Origin of the sequence: Methylorubrum rhodinum, from assembly GCF_014199935.1 — a bacterium.
GTDB lineage: Bacteria > Pseudomonadota > Alphaproteobacteria > Rhizobiales > Beijerinckiaceae > Methylobacterium > Methylobacterium rhodinum.
This window is the reverse complement of the sequence record NZ_JACHOP010000006.1, coordinates 1-16,370: the sequence shown is the minus strand read 5'-3', so window position 1 is coordinate 16,370 and position 16,370 is coordinate 1. Positions and strand designations below refer to the sequence as shown.

At 68.1% G+C, this 16,370-nt stretch carries 12 protein-coding genes and 1 pseudogene; 3 read left to right on the top strand and 10 right to left on the bottom strand.

Annotated features, from left to right (window positions below):
- The first annotated feature begins 145 nt into the window (after positions 1–145).
- The gene (locus tag HNR00_RS09205) at positions 146–940 is read left to right on the top strand and encodes a Crp/Fnr family transcriptional regulator (RefSeq protein WP_183568300.1); all 795 of its coding nucleotides are present in this window, start codon (positions 146–148) and stop codon (positions 938–940) included.
- Here the strand turns inward: HNR00_RS09205 and HNR00_RS09200 are convergent.
- The 10 genes from HNR00_RS09200 to HNR00_RS09155 form a co-directional block, all read right to left on the bottom strand.
- Positions 937–4,698 (bottom strand): response regulator, encoded by a 3,762-nt coding sequence (locus HNR00_RS09200; protein ID WP_183568297.1) that lies wholly within the window; start codon positions 4,696–4,698, stop codon positions 937–939. The two genes, HNR00_RS09205 and HNR00_RS09200, sit on opposite strands and share 4 nt — an antisense overlap.
- A 572-nt stretch (positions 4,699–5,270) precedes the next feature.
- The gene (locus HNR00_RS09195; RefSeq protein WP_183568294.1) at positions 5,271–6,266 is read right to left on the bottom strand and encodes a zinc-dependent alcohol dehydrogenase family protein; all 996 of its coding nucleotides are present in this window, start codon (positions 6,264–6,266) and stop codon (positions 5,271–5,273) included.
- 125 nt (positions 6,267–6,391) lie between these two features.
- Complete coding sequence (locus tag HNR00_RS09190; RefSeq protein ID WP_446685657.1) at positions 6,392–6,796, bottom strand: putative quinol monooxygenase; 405 nt, start codon at positions 6,794–6,796, stop codon at positions 6,392–6,394.
- A 28-nt stretch (positions 6,797–6,824) separates the two neighbouring features.
- A complete protein-coding gene (locus HNR00_RS09185) occupies positions 6,825–7,148 on the bottom strand; it encodes a MerR family transcriptional regulator (RefSeq protein ID WP_183568291.1) in 324 nt (107 codons plus the stop codon).
- Positions 7,149–7,162: 14 nt separating this feature from the next.
- Positions 7,163–8,038, bottom strand: coding sequence for a DnaJ C-terminal domain-containing protein (locus tag HNR00_RS09180; RefSeq protein WP_183568288.1), 876 nt, complete (start codon positions 8,036–8,038; stop codon positions 7,163–7,165).
- Positions 8,039–8,093: 55 nt separating this feature from the next.
- On the bottom strand, positions 8,094–8,684 hold the full coding sequence (locus HNR00_RS09175; protein ID WP_183568285.1) for a nucleotide exchange factor GrpE: 591 nt from the start codon (positions 8,682–8,684) through the stop codon (positions 8,094–8,096).
- A 28-nt stretch (positions 8,685–8,712) separates the two neighbouring features.
- The gene (clpB, locus tag HNR00_RS09170; RefSeq protein WP_183568282.1) at positions 8,713–11,301 is read right to left on the bottom strand and encodes an ATP-dependent chaperone ClpB; all 2,589 of its coding nucleotides are present in this window, start codon (positions 11,299–11,301) and stop codon (positions 8,713–8,715) included.
- 97 nt (positions 11,302–11,398) lie between these two features.
- The gene (gene dnaK, locus HNR00_RS09165; RefSeq protein ID WP_183568279.1) at positions 11,399–13,306 is read right to left on the bottom strand and encodes a molecular chaperone DnaK; all 1,908 of its coding nucleotides are present in this window, start codon (positions 13,304–13,306) and stop codon (positions 11,399–11,401) included.
- A gap of 252 nt (positions 13,307–13,558) precedes the next feature.
- The gene (locus HNR00_RS09160; RefSeq protein WP_183568276.1) at positions 13,559–14,089 is read right to left on the bottom strand and encodes a DsbA family protein; all 531 of its coding nucleotides are present in this window, start codon (positions 14,087–14,089) and stop codon (positions 13,559–13,561) included.
- The gene (locus HNR00_RS09155; protein WP_183568273.1) at positions 14,055–14,567 is read right to left on the bottom strand and encodes a redoxin domain-containing protein; all 513 of its coding nucleotides are present in this window, start codon (positions 14,565–14,567) and stop codon (positions 14,055–14,057) included. Before HNR00_RS09155 ends, HNR00_RS09160 begins: the two co-directional genes overlap by 35 nt.
- Positions 14,568–14,841: 274 nt before the next feature.
- Between HNR00_RS09155 and HNR00_RS09150 the strand changes: the two genes are divergently transcribed.
- Both HNR00_RS09150 and HNR00_RS09145 read left to right on the top strand, forming a co-directional pair.
- A complete protein-coding gene (locus tag HNR00_RS09150) occupies positions 14,842–15,546 on the top strand; it encodes a Crp/Fnr family transcriptional regulator (RefSeq protein WP_281383301.1) in 705 nt (234 codons plus the stop codon).
- 297 nt (positions 15,547–15,843) lie between these two features.
- A pseudogene (locus HNR00_RS09145) lies at positions 15,844–16,370 on the top strand (transposase); the annotation flags it as partial.

Sequence of the window (16,370 nt, the reverse complement as noted above, 5' to 3'; positions counted from 1 at the left end):
CCTTCTTCCGGGCGGAAGCCCGTCGGGCGACCGACCCCAGCGGGGCCATCGCGGCACGCGGATTGGAGCGTTCCTTAGAAACGAACCGGATGCACCCGCCGCGCGCCGCCGGGAGAATGGTCCATCATCCTGAAGGAGAAGCCAGATGGAGATGACCGCCCCGATCTGCGAGATCAATCCCACCGTGTCCGGGGGCGCTCGCCTGCGGCCCCATCCGGCCCCGGCGCCGGGAGACGACGGCCTCGCCTCTGCGCTGGCGCGCAAGCTCGATGCCGTCGCCCCGCTGACCGAGCAGGATCGGGCGGCGCTCGCGGGCCTGACCGGCTATGCCCGGCCGGTCGAGCGGCATACCGTCCTGTTGGAGCAGGCAGGCGTGGCCGACCACGCGCTCATCGTCTTCGCCGGGTTCGCCAGCCGGTGCAAGCGCCGGATGTCCGGCCAGCGGCAGATCATCGCCTACCTCGTCCCCGGCGACCTCTGCGATCGCGGTGCGCTCCACGGTTACCCACTCGACCACGCGATCGAGACACTGACCCGATGCCGGATCGCCAAGGTCCCGCGGGCGGTCTACCTCGATCTGCTCGGCCTCCATCCCCGCATCGCGCTCGCTTTGCAGCACGCAAGGCTCGCCGAGGAGGCCACGGCCCACGAATGGATCGCGAATATCGGCATGCGCTCGGGTCTCGAGCGAACGGCCCATCTCCTGTGCGAGCTTCTGGAACGTCTGGGATCGATCGGCCAGGTCTCGGACGGCCAATTCGATCTGCCTCTGACCCAGGTGGATCTGGCCGACACGCTCGGCCTCTCCAGTGTGCACGTGAATCGCGTGCTGCAGACCCTGCGGCGCGACGGCCTGATCTCGCTGCGGGACCGCCGTCTGCGGATCCTCGCGCCGCGGCGGCTGCGCGAGCTTGCGGAGTTCGAGGCCGGATACCTTTAGCGTTCGCCCGTGATCGGTGGGCCTCTGGCGGCCGGTTTCCCGCTGGGGTGCCGGGCTTCGCGCGCGTTGCCGCCGTGATCGGCGGGACGCACGCCGGCGGCGGTCGCGAGGAGAACGGCCTCGGGCAGCGTGCGGGCGCCGAGCGCTTCCATGACCCGGGCGCGGTGGATCTCCACGGTGCGGGGGCTCAGGCCCAGCGTCCGGGCGATGGTCTTGTTGGTCCCACCGGCAAGCAAGCCCTCCAGCACCTCGCGCTCGCGCCCCGAAAGCCCCGCGATCCGGCTCCGGGCCTCGTCGCCCCCGCGCGCCCGATCGGCCTCGGCGCGGAGCGCGGCGAGCGCCGTTCTCACCGCGAACAGCAGGCTCTCCGGTGTCCAGGGGAGTTCGAGGAAGTCGGCCGCGCCCGCCTTCATGACGCGGACCCCGAAACCGACATCGCCCCCGCTCGTACCGAGCGCCACCACGGGGAGATGTGCGCGGGCCGCCCTCAACTCGCTCAGGACGGCCAGACCGCCCGCGTCGCCGAGGTTGAAGACGACACAGCCCGGTATCAGCGAACCCGCCATCTTCAGGAAGGCCTGCCCACTGGCAAAGGCGCGGACTTCGTAACCGGCGGCCTGCAAGGTGCCGACGAGGCCACGCCGGGCGTCGTCCCCGTCCGCGACCACGTAGGCGCGCAGGCCCGTGTCGACGGTGACGTCCTGCGCGATCCCACCCGCGGACCGGATCCGTCCGTCGAGGTCCGGAATCGGGAAGAAGGTGTCGCGGATGCGGCGCACGGCTCGGTCGGAGGCGCGCTGGATGCGGTACTCCAGCACGAGCGTCTCGCCGCCGCCGACGCGCTCCACCGCCTGCGCGGCGGCGTCGCGGTCCTCGGGGTGAACGCTCATCAGCCAGCTCGCGATATCCGGCATGTCGTCGGCCGGCATGCCCCAGACCTGCGCGAAAGCCGGGCTGAGGTAGTCGATGCCTCCGCTCTCCAGATCGGCGAGCCAGAGCACGTCGGCCGTATGCTCGGCGAAGCGCCGGAAGCGCTCCTCGCTCTCGCGCAGGGCCGCCTCGGCACGCTTGCGCTCGGTCACCTCGAGCGCGGCACCGGTGAACTCCACGGGTCGGCCGTTCTCGAACGTGGTTCGTCCGTAGGTGGAGACCCAGCGTTCGACCGAATCCTCGATTCCGATCGCGCGATACTCGACGTGGTAGACACCATCCCCGGCAGGGTCGATGCAGCGGCCGACGGCCTCCTCGACCAGCGGCCGATCCTCGGGATGGATGGCGGACCACCACACGTCCTGATCGACATGGGCGTCCGGCGGCAGGCCCCACATGGCCTTGAGCCGCGCATCCCATTCCAGGGCGCCCGTGGCAGGATCCCAGCTGTAGGGCGAAAGGCCGACGAGATCGATGGCAGCCTGCAGGCGCGCCTCGCTCCGGCGCACCCGCGCGGCCGCCGTACGGCGCAACCCCGCCAGGACGAGGTGCGTCTTCACCCGCGCCAGAAGCTCGCGCGCGGAGAAGGGTTTGACGAGGTAGTCGTCGACCCCCATCCCGAGCCCCTCGACGCGCGCATCCTCGGCCGCCCGAGCGGACAGCAGGAGGATCGGCACCTCGGTGAAGTGTGGATCCCGCCGCAGGGCGGCCGCGAGCCCGAGCCCGCTCAGCCCGGGCATCATGACGTCCGACAGGACGAGATCGGGTCGGTGCCGCCTTGCCGCCGCCAGCGCGGCCTCGCCGTCGGCGACCGCCTCGACCACCCAACCTTGTCCCGTCAGCAAGCGAACGAGGTAGCTGCGCATGTCGGCATTGTCGTCGGCCAGCAGAATGCGGGCGTCCAACGCCTCGGTCGGCGGAGCGGCGGCCTGCGCGTCCTCCACCACGGGCGACCGATCCTCGGCCGGCTCCTCGGCCGGCCCCGGAAGCCAGCGCCGCGCTTCCTCGACGAAAGCCTCCGCTCGGCTCGCTGTCGAGGACAGGCTGCGCGATCCGCCGATCCACTCGGCGGGGAGATGATCCGTCCCGAACGGCACCAGGACCGTCAGGGACGTGCCGTGATCCTCTCGGCTCTCCATCGTGATGGTGCCCCCGTGCAGGCGCACCAACTCCTGCACCAGCGCGAGGCCGATGCCGCTCCCCTCGTGCGATCGGCCTTTTCGGTTGTCGACCCGGTGGAAGCGCTCGAACACGCGCGGCAGTTCGGCAGCGGGTATCCCCACACCTGTATCGCTGACCCGCAACGCGGCGCCTCCCGGCGCGGCCTCCAGACGAACGGCGATGCCGCCGTCGAAGGTGAACTTGAAGGCATTGGAAAGAAGATTGAGAACGATCTTCTCCCACATGTCGTGATCCACGTAGACCGGCTCCGGGAGCGGATCGCAGACGATGTCGAGCCGCAGGCCGGCGCGATCGCAGGCCGAACCGAAGCTCGAGGCCAGTTCCGCCGTGTACCGTGCGAGGTCGCAAGGTTCGTAGCAGGCCTGGGCCCGGCCCGCTTCGATGCGCGAGAAGTCGAGCAGCGTATTGACGAGCTTGAGCAGGCGGAGGCTGTTGCGATGCGCCACCGTCGCCAGCACGCGGGCATCGGGGGCGAGCGCACCCTCGGGCTTGGCCAGAAGTTCCCCGAGTGGACCCAGCATCAGCGTGAGAGGGGTGCGGAACTCGTGGCTGACGTTGGAGAAGAACGCCGTCTTGGCCCGGTCGAGCTGCGCCAACGTCTCGGCCTGCCGGCGTTCCTCCTCCAGGACGCGGGCGTCCGCGATGGTCGTCGCGATATGTCCGGCCACGAGGTCGAGAAAACTGCGGTAGCCCGCATCGATGATCCGCCGCGGACTGACCCCGACGATGAGGAAGCCCGCCGGCCTCTGGTGGTTGGCGTTCTTCAACGGCAGGACGAACGCCGTTTCGACCGGGTCGGACCAGAGAGGCGTCGTGACTTGGCAGCCGCGGCTCGGAAGATCGGTCACTTCCGCCGCTCGAGCCGTCTCGGCGACGAGGCCGAGCGGCCAGGGGCCATCCGCCGCAACCACATCGCGGATCGGGTGGACCGCCGGAAATGCCGCGCGCTCGCCGAGCCGTCGTGTGCCGGCGACCCTGCGTGCTCCGCCTCCCTCTTCGTTCGAGAGATAGAGGGCCGCGAACGGGATATCGAGGGGATTGCCGTCCAGAACCTCGGCCGCCTCGCGGCAAGCGATCTCGACGGTCCGATGCTCGGCACTCCGCGCGCCCAGGTGACGCAAGGTCGAAAGCCGCCTCTCTCGAACGACTTCTTCGGTCGTTTCGTAGCAAGCGCAGAAGACGCCCTCGATCCGACGGCCGTTTTCATCGAGGATCGGGCTGTATCCAAAGGTGACGTAGACCTCCTCGTGCGGCACCGTTCGGGCGAAGAACATCTGGTAATGTTCGACCCACGTTGCCCGACCGGCCCCCACCTCGTCGTGCATCGAAGCAATCGCCGGCCAGATCTCGCCCCAGGCGATTCGACCCGGTTCACCGAGCATGGCCGGATGCTTGGCTCCCCCAAAAAATGGAATGTAAGCATCGTTATAGACAATTCTGAGATCTTTACCGATCCAAATCAGAATCGGGAATCGCGAGTTCAAGCAAATGCTGATGGCTGTTTTGATGCTTCCTGACCAAGTTTCGGGTGATCCGAGCGGCGTCTCCGACCAGTCCTTCGCACGCATCAGGGCGCCGAGTTCGCCGCCGCCGTTAAGGAAAGCGAGCGGGGTTCCGGAAGGCAATGCCGACGCTCTGGGAGTCATAGCCCTTCCATCCGCCGCACAGGGATCGCATGCCATCCTCGCACGCCGTCCAGAAGTCGTTCAGGGCCTCTTTCTGCAAAGCGATTTGCGCCAGCGGATAGGTTGAAGATCAATTCTCCCAACAATCGAAAGTTGGATGAGAAGACAGATTTAATTCGTTCGCTGGAACTTCATCGTCACGGCCCGTCTATACGCTCGGAAACGCATCGGCATACGTTATACCTGCCAGCCCTCAGCTTCAAACTAAAACATCAAGGAGCAAGATCTTAGCGATGGATCTTGCTCGTGCAGGGGCCGATGCGCTCGCCGCCGGAGCGGATGCCGGGTCGGCGATAAAGAGCGCAACACAACAAGAGCCGAGAGGTGCGTCCCAACGAGGTCGGGACGCACCTCTCTGCCGGACAAGTAGGGACGCCGGGTGCCGCCAACCCATTTCGCGTTACGGCGGGTGCGAGCCATCGTCGGCGGCTGGTTTCAACAGAAGCCGTGCTCGGGGCATCGCGCGCCGCACCGCAGGACGGCGAGCAGCGCTCCCGTGCAGCGAATCTCAGGCTGATGAGAGGAGCGCGGCGTCAGTGCGGGACTGTGACGACGATCTTCCCGAACTGCTCGTTCGACTCCATGTAGACGTGAGCCTGAACGATCGCGTCGAGCGGGAATGTCTTCGCGACGATCGGCTTGAGGCCTCCGCCGGCGAGCCCATCTTCGATGAAGGCCGAGGCGCGGGCCAGCCGCTCCCGGTCGCGGATGAATTCGAACAGGGTGTAGCCGCGCAGCGTCAGGGCCTTCTGCATGGCGGCGATGACCGGAAACGGTGTCGGCGCGGTCGCGAGGGCGCCATAGACGACGATGACGCCGTCGCGGCTCATCGCCTGGGCGAGCGTCTCGACCTGGGGTCCACCGACCGGGTCGAACGCGAGGCGCGCGCCCTTGCCGCCGGTCACGTGGGCGACCTCGGCGACGAGATCCCGCTCGGAGGTGACGACGACGTGGGCGGCGCCTGCCTCCTGCAACGCCGCCGCTTTGGCACGCGTTCGGGTCGTCGCGATCGGGATCGCGCCGACGCAGTTGGCCATCTGGATCGCGGCGAGCCCGACACTCGAGGACGCTGCCGGGATGATGACCGCGTCGCCCCGCCCGAGACGACCGATGTCGACGAGCGCCCCCCAGGCCGTGAGGTAGGCCATCCATACCGCCGCCGACTCGATCACCGAGACGCCGGCCGGGCGCTGGACGACGCTATAAGCCGGCACGATGGCCGTGTCGGCGTAGACGCCGTAATCGTTCATGGAAAAGGCCGGGATGACGCTGACGGCATCGCCCGGCGCGAAGCCGTCGACGCCCTCGCCCACGGCCTCGACCGTGGCGGAGGCTTCGTAGCCGAGGCGCGCGGGCAGGCGCGGCGTTTCGAGATAGGCACCCGACCGGAACATCGCTTCGGCGCGGTTGAGACCGATCGCCTCGATGCGGACCCGCAGCTCCCCGCGCTGCGGATCACCGACCGGGAGATCGTCGAACTGCATCACGTCCGGTCCCCCGGTCCGATGAAACCTCACGACCCGTGCCATGGCGGTGTGTCCTCGGGTGCTTGCGCCGACAGGCGCGTGAGGCGCGGTGCGATCGCCCGGCGCCAAGGCCTCGCTCGATGTCCTGATCGCTCGATCCTCTCCGACGATCTCCTCGTCGGAGCGCCTCAAGGCATTTTGGCCGCGAGCACGTCGAGCTTCTCGATTTGCGGGGTCGAGGCGAACAGATCGGGGGCTCGCTCCATCAGGGCCGCCGCGACGCGGCCGGACAGGTGGGCCTGCCGTCCCTCTTCGTCGGGAAAAGCGTCGAAGATTGCGAAGGTCGACGGGCCCATGCGCAGGCCGAACCATGCGACGGTTCCGGGCTCGTCCTGAACGACGGGTTGGCTTGCCCTCAGGAACGCCTCGACCGCCGCTTCCTTTCCGGGCTTGGCGTTCAGGACGACGAGAAGTGCGAACTTGACCATCTGCCTGTTCCTTCCGGAGAGTCCCAGAGAACGCGGACGTGACCGCCGTTCCGGATCCGGTCGGCTCGCAACGTCGGTCGCGTAGGATTGGCCGGTCAGCCGCATCGCGGCCCTGACGCCGGTCAGTTCGGCGTCAGGATCGGCCCCGCACCGCGCAAGCCTCGATGATCTGCCGACGGACGACGTCGGGCTGCGCCCGCAAGGCCCGGAGAATCGCCTGCAGCACGTGCCGCAAGCCGCCGACCTGATCGACGAGGTCGAGCACGACCGCGATGCCGTCGTCATTGATCCCGAGATCGTGCCGCAGATCCCCGATCAATTGGGCCCTGGCCACGTCGATCTCGACGTAGTGCCGGACGCCCTCCCGGAACGCCGGCCGGAGCCAGCCGCTCTCGAGCCAGATCTGAAGCGTGTCGGCGTTGAGGTCCGACCGAGCCTGGAATTCGCGCGTGTCCATACCGTCCCCCCTCTTCACACCGGCCGATGCCACGCGGCGATCGCGCGTTCGAGTTCCGGATCGGGCTTGTCCGGAAGCGCGATCAGCAGCGTGACGTAGGCATCCCCCGCGGTCCCGCCCGACCGCGGGACGCCCTTGCCCTTGAGGCGAAGCACCGTGCCGGACGTGCTCCATTTCGGGATCGTCAGGGTCAGGGGCCCGGCCGGGGCCGACACGGCGATCCGGCCGCCGAGCACCGCCGTGTGCAGAGGAACGCCCTGTTCGAAATGGATGTCGTCGCCCGCGCGCCGGAAGACCGGGTGCGGGCGGACGCCGATCGCGATCAGCGCATCGCCCGGCGGCGCGCCGTTCCGACCCGGTTCACCCTTGCCGCGCAGGCGCAGCGTCTGGCCCTCGCGCGTGCCCGGCGGGATGCGGACATCGAGCGTCGTGCCGTCCGGCAGGGTGAGCGGGCGGGTGGCGCCGTTGACCGCATCGAGGAAATCGAGGTCGAGTTGGTAATGGACATCGGCGCCCCGCCGCCGGACATTCGACCGACCCCGGCCTCCGAAGATCTCGGCGAGGAGGTCGTCGGTATCGAAATCCGCAAAGCCCGCGTCGCTCGCATAGGCATGGTCGGCGGATGGCTCCGAGACGTCGCGATAGTAGCGCTGTCGGGGCCGCTCGACGCCGGAGATGTCGATCTCGCCGCGATCGAAGCGCGCGCGCTTCTCCGGATCGTTCAACAGGTCGTAGGCCCGCGACACGTTCTTGAACTGCTCTTCCGCCTCCGTATTGCCCGGGTTCAGGTCCGGATGCAGTTTGCGCGCAAGCTTCCGGTAGGTTTTCCGGATCTGCTCCGGGGAGGCATCGCGCTCCACACCCAGAATCGCATAGGGATCGTCGCTCAACGCTTCCTCCCTGCGCCGTCGCGTGGCGAAGCCCGCACCCGTTGCGGACGCCGTCCTAGGGATTGGCCTCGACGTGATCGTCCCGGGCCGGGCCGCGACGAGTCACGGTCACCCGGGCGGGGCGCAGCAGCCGATCGTGGAGGAGGTAGCCGTCCTCCATGACGTCACGGACGGTCCCGGGCACGGTCGCCGGATCATCGACCTCCATCATGGCCTCATGCCGCGACGGGTCGAACGCAGCACCGCGGGCATCGACCCGCTGCACGCCGACGCCTTCGAGCGCCCCGATCAGGAGACGTTCCGTGGCGCGCACCCCCTCGATGAGCGAGGCGCCCTGCGACGCCGGCTGCTCCGACGCGGCGATGGCCCGGCGCAGGTTGTCCAGCACCGGCAGGAGCGCTCGGGCGAGGCCCGTCACGGCGAAAAGGCGTTCATCCGCCACGTCGCGCGCCGCCCGACGCCGGGTGTTGTCGGCCTCGGCCAGGGCCCGCAGGACGCGGTCCTGCAGGGCCGCGTTCTCGGCCTGCAGGGCTGCGGTCGCGTCGGTTCCCGACTGCGGAGTCGCGCTCGCCGCGCCGGCATCCGGCGGCGGTGAGGGGCCGGAGGCGGGCGAAGCACTCGCTTGATCCAAGGACTTCTCGGCCATTCCAGGCCTCCTGTCGCCACGGGGGATGTCAGGCCGCCTGAGCCAGGCTCGTGCTCCCGACGGCGAGCTGGCCGTCGAGGACCGAAACCGGGACCGGCTCGCCGTCCTTGATCGCTCCCGTCAGCAGCATCCTGGCCAGCGGGTTCTGGAGGTGGCGCTGGATCACGCGCTTGAGGGGCCGCGCGCCGTAGACCGGATCGTAGCCGGCATCGGCGAGCCAGTCCTTGGCCGCCGCGTCGACCTGCAGGGCGATCGTCCGCTCGGCCAGCCGCCGTTCGAGGCCTTCGAGCTGGATGTCGACGATCCGGCGCATGTCGCCGCGGCCCAGCCGGTTGAACAGGATGATCTCGTCGAGGCGGTTGAGGAATTCGGGCCGGAACGCGCGGCGCACGACCTCCATGACCTGCTCGCGGGCCGCCTCGGCCGGCTGGCCTTCCATCAGGGCGGCCAGGAACTCGGCGCCGAGGTTCGAGGTCAGGACGATGATCGTGTTGCGGAAGTCGACCGTGTTGCCCTGTCCGTCGGTCAGCCGCCCGTCGTCGAGCACCTGCAGCAGGATGTTGAACACATCCGGGTGCGCCTTCTCGACCTCGTCGAACAGGATCACCTGATAGGGCCGCCGCCGGACCGCCTCCGTCAGGACACCGCCCTCCTCATAACCGACATAGCCGGGCGGAGCGCCGACGAGCCGCGAGACCGCGTGCTTCTCCATGAATTCGGACATGTCGACGCGCAGCATCGCCCTGTCGTCGTCGAACAGGAATTCGGCCAGCGCCTTGCACAGTTCGGTCTTGCCGACGCCGGTCGGTCCGAGGAACAGGAAGGACCCGATCGGCCGGTTCGGGTCCTGCAGGCCCGCGCGGGCCCGCCGAACCGCGTCGGACACGGCCACGACCGCCGGTTCCTGGCCGACCACGCGTTGGCCCAGCTTGTCGTCCATCGCCATCAGTTTGTCGCGCTCGCCTTCGAGCATCCGCGTGACGGGAATGCCCGTCCAGCGCGAGACCACGGCGGCGATGTCCTCGGCCGTGACCTCCTGCTTGATCAGCCGGCCCCGGCCCGCCTGCATCGCGTCCGCGAGGCGCTTCTCCAGTTGCGGGATCACGGCGTAGAGGAGTTCGCCCGCGCGGGTCAGGTCGCCGCGCCGCTCCACCTGCTCGAGTTCGATCCGGGCCTGCTCGGCCTGTTCCTTGATCTGCTTCATCTCCGCGAGGGTCGCCTTCTCGGCTTCCCATTCGGCCGTCAGCTCGGCCTGCTTCGCTTCCCGCGCGGCCAGATCGTTCTCGACCGTCTTCAGGCGCTCCCGAGCGGCCGGATCGGTCTCCTTCCTCAGGGCCTCCCGCTCGATCTTGAGCTGGATCACCCGGCGGTCGATCTCGTCGAGTTCGCGGGGTTTGGACTCCGCCGCGATCCGGAGCCGGCTCGCGGCTTCGTCGACGAGGTCGATTGCCTTGTCGGGCAGGAACCGGTCCGCGATGTAGCGGTGGGACAAAGTGGCGGCCGCGACGATCGCGCTGTCGGTGATTCGCACGCCGTGATGGAGTTCGTACTTCTCCTTCAGCCCGCGCAGGATGGAGATCGTCTCCTCGACGGAGGGTTCGCCCACGAACACGGGCTGGAAGCGGCGGGCGAGCGCGGCATCCTTCTCGATGTTCTTGCGATACTCATCCAGGGTGGTGGCGCCGATGCAGTGCAGCTCGCCTCGGGCGAGCGCCGGTTTGAGCATGTTGGAGGCATCCATCGCCCCCTCGGCCTTTCCGGCGCCGACGAGTGTGTGCAACTCGTCGATGAACAGGATGACGTCGCCGGACGCCGAGACCTCCTGAAGGACGGCCTTCAACCGCTCCTCGAATTCGCCCCGATACTTCGCGCCGGCCAGAAGAGCCCCGAGATCGAGGGACAGGAGACGGCGATCCTTCAGGGTATCGGGCACGTCGCCGTTGACCATGCGCTGGGCGAGCCCTTCGACGATCGCGGTCTTGCCGACGCCCGGCTCGCCGATCAGCACGGGATTGTTCTTCGTCCGGCGCGAGAGAACCTCGACGCTGCGCCGGATCTCCCCGTCGCGTCCGATCACCGGATCGAGCTTGCCCTGGCGAGCATCCTCGGTGAAATCCCGCGTGTATTTCCGCAGAGCCTCGTAGCTGTCCTCGGCCGACGCGCTGTCGGCCCGGCGCCCCTTCCGAAGCTCGGCGATGGCGCCCTCGAGGGCTTCCGGCGTCGCGCCCGCCTCTCGGATGAGCGCGCCCGGACCGTCCGGGGTCTCGGCGAGGGTAAGCAGCAGGGTTTCGACCGTGACGAACCCGTCCCCGGCCGCCCGCGCCCGCGCCTCGGCTCGCTCGAACAGGCGCGCGGTTTCGGGCGCCATGAAGATCTGGCCGGCACCAGAGCCCCCGACGCTCGGAAGCTTCGCCAAATCGCGCTCCAGAGCCGACGCGAGGGCCTCGGGGCGGCCGCCCGCGGACCGGACCAACCGCTGCCCCAAGCCGTCCGCGTCGTCGAGCAGCGCCTTCAGGAGGTGGAGCGGCGTGAGCCGTTGATGGCCCCTGCGCTGAGCCAGGCTCTGGGCGGCCTGGATCGCGCCCGTGAGTTGATCGGTGTACGTGTCGATCTGCATCGCTCACCTCGGATGATGGACGCTGACAGCCAAGCGAGGTCACTTGATCTGTTCGGGCGTGGTGACCTCGCGCCGCGACGCCTCGTACGAAGCTGTGCTAGCGCGCACCCTGGTCCTGGCGGCCGTGCTCCTCGAATTCCGCGTCGACGACATCCGGCCGCGGGCCGCTCCCGCCGCCGTTCGCTTCGGCACCGGGTCCTTCGGGCGGCACGCTCATGACCTGGGCCAGCCGCTGCGCCATTTGCGACAGGCGCTCGGTCGCCTGCCTGATGCGGTCGACGGCCTCGCCGCCGATCGCCTCGCGCAGAGCCGCGATCGCCTGTTGCAGCTCGGTCTTCAGGTCGCCCGGCACGCGCTCGCCCGCCTCCTCCTGGCTGCGCTCGGCGGTGTAGATCGCGGCATCGGCCTGGTTGCGGGCATCGGCCAGGTCCCGGCGGCGCCTGTCCTCCTCCGCGTGGGCCTCGGCCTCCCGCACCATGCGCTGGATCTCGCTCTGATCCAGCCCGCCCGAGGCCTGGATGCGGATCTGCTGTTCCTTGCCGCTGGCCTTGTCCTTGGCGGCCACGTTGACGATGCCGTTGGCATCGATGTCGAAGGTCACCTCGATCTGCGGCGTGCCGCGGGGCGCCGGCGGGATGCCGACGAGGTCGAACTGGCCGAGCAGCTTGTTGTCGGCCGCCATCTCGCGCTCGCCCTGGAAGACCCGGACCGTGACGGCGCTCTGGTTGTCCTCCGCCGTCGAGAAGGTCTGGCTGCGCTTCGTCGGGATGGTGGTGTTGCGCTCGATCAGCTTGGTCATCACGCCGCCGAGCGTTTCGAGGCCGAGCGACAGGGGGGTCACGTCGAGGAGCAGCACGTCCTTGACGTCGCCCTGGAGGACGCCCGCCTGGATCGCGGCACCGATGGCCACGACCTCGTCGGGATTGACGCCCCGATGGGGCTCGCGCCCGAACAGGGTCTGGACCACCTCCTGCACCTTCGGCATCCGCGTCTGGCCGCCGACGAGGACGACCTCCGCGATGTCGGACGGTTGCAGCCCGGCATCCTTCAGCGCGGCCTGGCACGGACCGATCGTGCGCTTGATCAGGTCGTCGACCAAGGCTTCGAGCTTGGCGCGGGAGAGCTTGATGTTCAGATGTTTCGGCCCGGCCTGATCGGCCGTGATGAAGGGCAGGTTGACCTCGGTCTGGGTCGCCGAGGACAGCTCGATCTTGGCCTTCTCGGCGGCATCCTTGAGGCGCTGGAGCGCAAGCTTGTCCTTGGTCAGGTCGATGCCCTGCTCCTTCCTGAACTCGGCACTCAGGTATTCGACCACGCGGTTGTCGAAGTCCTCGCCGCCGAGGAAGGTGTCGCCGTTGGTGGATTTCACCTCGAAGACGCCGTCGCCGATCTCGAGGATCGAGACGTCGAAGGTGCCGCCGCCGAGGTCGTAGACCGCGACGCGGCCGCTGCCCTTCTTGTCGAGGCCGTAGGCGAGCGCGGCCGCCGTCGGCTCGTTGATGATGCGCATCACTTCGAGGCCGGCGATCCTGCCGGCATCCTTGGTGGCCTGACGCTGGGCGTCGTTGAAGTAGGCCGGAACCGTGATGACCGCCTGCGTCACGGATTGACCGAGCTTCAGCTCGGCGGTCTCCCGCATGCGCTGCAGGATATAGGCGGAGATCTGGCTCGGGCTGTACGTCTTGCCCTTGATCGCGACCCAGGCGTCGCCGTTCCGCCCGGAGACGATCCTGTAGGGCACCATCCCAATATCCTTCTCGGTGACCGGGTCGTCGAAACGCCGCCCGATCAGCCGCTTGATGGCGAAGACGGTGTTCTCCGGATTCGTGATCATCTGTCGCTTGGCCGGCTGGCCGACCAGAACGTCGCCGGACTCCGTGAAGGCCACCACCGACGGGGTCGTGCGGCCGCCCTCGGCGTTCTCGATGACATTGGCCTTGCTGCCGTCCATCACGGCGACGCATGAATTCGTCGTGCCGAGATCAATACCGATCGCCTTCGCCATGGGAGCCATTCCTTCCTGTCTACGCAGTGCAGACCGATCGAGATCGAGGCCGGCTCGCTGTCGCTCACGGTGGGCGGCAGGTTGCGTGGTGCCGATGCTACCGCCCGCGTCATCCGTGGACATGACGCGGATCAGTTTTGCCGGGACGCATCCGTGTTCGCGTTGATCGGGCGCTTGAGACCTTCGCGCGACAGCGTGTGGAGCCGGCAGACGCCGGCACGGCGAGGCGCCTGACCGTCACCGCCCCGCGCGCTACGGCCTGGAACGCACCGACTGAATGGCCGCCGCCAGGTGCTGGTAGTCGAACGGACCATCGTGCCGGCGGCCGTTAATGAAGAAGGTCGGCGTCCCGTTGACGCCACTCCGAACGCCGCTCAGAAAGTCCTGCGCGACCCTCGGGGCGTAAGTCTTCGCCTCGAGGGCGACCTCGACATCACGCTCCGGCAGGCCGAGGGCCCGGGTTGCGCGTAAGAGGAGCGGCAAGCTCAACTCATCCTGATGCGCGTAGATCGCGTCGTGCATCTCCCAGAACCGACCTTGGGCCCCCGCGAACTCAGCGGTCTCGGCCGCCGGCTCCGCGAGCGGGTGGATTTCGGTAAGCGGGAAATGGCGGAACACGTAGGTGAGGTCGTCGCCGAAGTGCCTGCCGAGTTGCAGGACCTCGACATGCGCGAGGCGGCAATAGGGGCACTCGTAATCGCCGTACTCGACGAGCACCACCCGCCCGAAGGCACCACCCCGGACATGGTCAGCCGCCGAAACCGGCACTCTGAGTTCGGCCATCGCTTGTCTCCTGAGTTTCAAGCCGATCCAGCGCATCGAGGATGCCGTCTGCACCGGGGTTGACGGCGATCGGGGAGCGGTAGCTCCAGAAGACGCGTCCCTCGCGATCCACGACGAACAGCGCCCGCTCGCAGACACCGTCGCCGTCGCGGTAGGCCCCGTATTGCCGGGCGACCGCACCCTTCGGCTCGAAGTCCGCGAGCAGCGGAAAATGAAGATGGCGCGCCTCGGCAAAAGCCTGATGGCACCAGGCACTGTCGACGGAAATCCCGATGACGTCCGCGTCGTACTTCCGAAATTCAGGTAAGACTTGATTGTAGACCGCCATCTGATCGCCACAGACGGGGCTCCAATCCGCGGGATAGAACGCCAGGATCACGGACCGTCCGCGCAGATCTCCGAGCGAGAGAGTCTGGTCCGGCGTGACGTGAAGCGTGAAATCGGGCGCCGTGACACCTGGCGCTAAGATCTGTCCCATCCTGGATCTCCCGGAAAGTCGGCGGAGCGGTCCTGGCCCATCTGAGTATCGGACAGGGCATCGCAGCACTGACGCGCATCAGTTCCGGCAGATTCGGTCGCGCCCGGATCGACGGCCGGCGTCGCGTTCGGGCCCGTTGGCCGATATCGGGCGGTGTCTTGGGCAAGAGTCCCGCGCGGATGGCGCGATGAGTCAGGGACACTCCCTAGGTGCCGTCCGAATGGTCCGAAGGGCCGCGATGCTCGATCTATGAGGCTCGCGAGAGGAGAGCATCATGCTGCAGTATGGTCGCGTCGTGCCCGCTCCCGGCGCTCTCCCGACGTGGCCACCCGCCATAACTCGGGCCGCCGTCGACCCTCCGCTCGCTCGCATCGCCGCCCTCGGGCGCGTCGAACACGTCTCGCCCGGCATGACCCTCTACGCCGAAGGCGATGTCGGACATTCCGTCTACTGGGTCGCTGCCGGGACGGTCCGTACCGTCAACGTCGGTCGCGATGGTAATCGAATCGTGCGTGGGTTCTATCGATCCGGGGAATTCTTCGGGCTGGAGCGGGGCCCGCTGCGTGCCTCGTCGGCCGAGGCGGTCAGCGAGACACGGGCCGTTTGCTGTTCCCGCTCCCGGTTGGACGCGCTTGCGGCATCGGACGCACAGGTCGCGCACGAACTCCTGTCGTGGCTGCTGCGGATGACGGAGCGCGCCCAGGATCTCGCGGCGCTCGGCCGCGCCAGCGCCACGCAGAAGCTCGCGTATTTCCTGATCGACCTCATGGACCGGGGTTCGGCCGGTCGATCGATCGCGTTGCCGATGTCGCGCACCGACATCGGGGACTACCTCGGCCTCTCGAGCGAGACCGTGAGCCGCGCGTTCACCATCCTACGCCGCGACGGGATGATCGCCACGCACGGACGCGACGTCACCCTCCTCGATCCAGCCGCGCTCCAGCGCATGAACGGCAACCTCCTGAAAGCTCACAGCTAGCGATGCGCGGGAGGGATTTTGACTGGGGCGTCACTCTGCGCCGCGTCTGCCAGGCAGAGGGTATGAAGTGGATCTACTGCAGCCTGACTGAGGAGACTGCCGAGCAAAACCTGGAGCGCGAGCGCGTACAGCGTGGCCATGGCGATGACCGCGCGGTAGACTGTCCAGTCTGTCCGATTTCACGCGCATGATCGTTATGAATGGTCAAGCTTGCAGAATCGTCAATGCGTCAGGCTGGACGCAGCTAAGAGCGCCTAACGGAACGGCACGAAGCGGTCGGTGTTGCGTCGGTGAGGTATGGCTCGACCTCTGCTTCCCGACGATCTCTGGACCGAGATCGCTCCGCTTCTGCCGCCGCCCCGTCCGCGCCCGAAAGGGGGCCGGCCTCCGATCGAAAACCGTGCCGCGCTGACCGGCATTCTGTTCGTGCTGCGCTCGGGCCTGCCCTGGGAAATGCTGCCGGCCGAGATGGGCTGCGGTTACGGACGCCAACCGGCACGACAGCCCGCAGATGGCCCCGACCCTCGATGCCATCCCGCCCGTGAGGACAGGCCGGCGCGGACGGCCGCGCCGACGCCCCGACAAGCTGCACGCCGACAAGGCCTACGATGCCAAGGCACGTCGGCAGGAGTGCTGGGCGCGAGGGATCGTCCCGCGCATCGCCCGCAAGGGCATCGAAAGCAGCGAGAAGCTTGGCCGCCACCGCTGGGTCGTCGATCCTTCGGCAGCTGACCTGACCGGCTGGCTTTGGACCGGGCTGATTGAGAGGATCAGCCAGGACCGAAGGAGTCGGACATGCGGCGAGGTCAGAAAACGAGTGCGGA